The sequence below is a fragment of the Bradyrhizobium sp. Kon58 genome (genome assembly GCF_055807455.1).
The window spans coordinates 1-388 of sequence record NZ_JBVVOT010000194.1 but is presented as its reverse complement, the minus strand read 5'-3'; the positions used below and the strand labels follow the sequence as shown (position 1 = coordinate 388).

Here is a 388-nt window from a genome sequence, read left to right as displayed (position 1 = left end):
ATACCGACATAGAAGTCGGTGTAATCGTTGATTTTGGCCGGCAGGTGCATTTGGCAGTCGGCGGCGCGGTGCAGCACCTGCGCCTCGCGGGTCTTGAGCTTGCTGCCTTCGGCAAGCAGTTCCAGCAGACGCTCGCGCAGGGCCACGCGGGGGCCGCGGCCGAGTTCGAAAAACGCGTTCAACTGGACTATGAACTGGAACTGGGCATCTGGATCGGCCAGGGCAATGCCATGGGCGACGCGATTGCCATCAGCGATGCGGCCGAGCACATCGCCGGTTTCTGCCTGCTAAACGATTGGTCGGCCCGCGACATCCAGGCCTGGGAATACCAGCCGCTGGGTCCGTTCCTGTCCAAGAGCTTCATCACCAGCATCTCGCCCTGGGTGGT

The 388-nt window shown here is 62.4% G+C and carries 1 protein-coding gene; it reads left to right on the top strand.

Features of this window, described 5'->3' with window-relative positions:
- Positions 1-388: fumarylacetoacetate hydrolase family protein (locus AC0L20_RS40090; RefSeq protein WP_473295684.1), on the top strand; the 388-nt coding region annotated here is incomplete at both ends.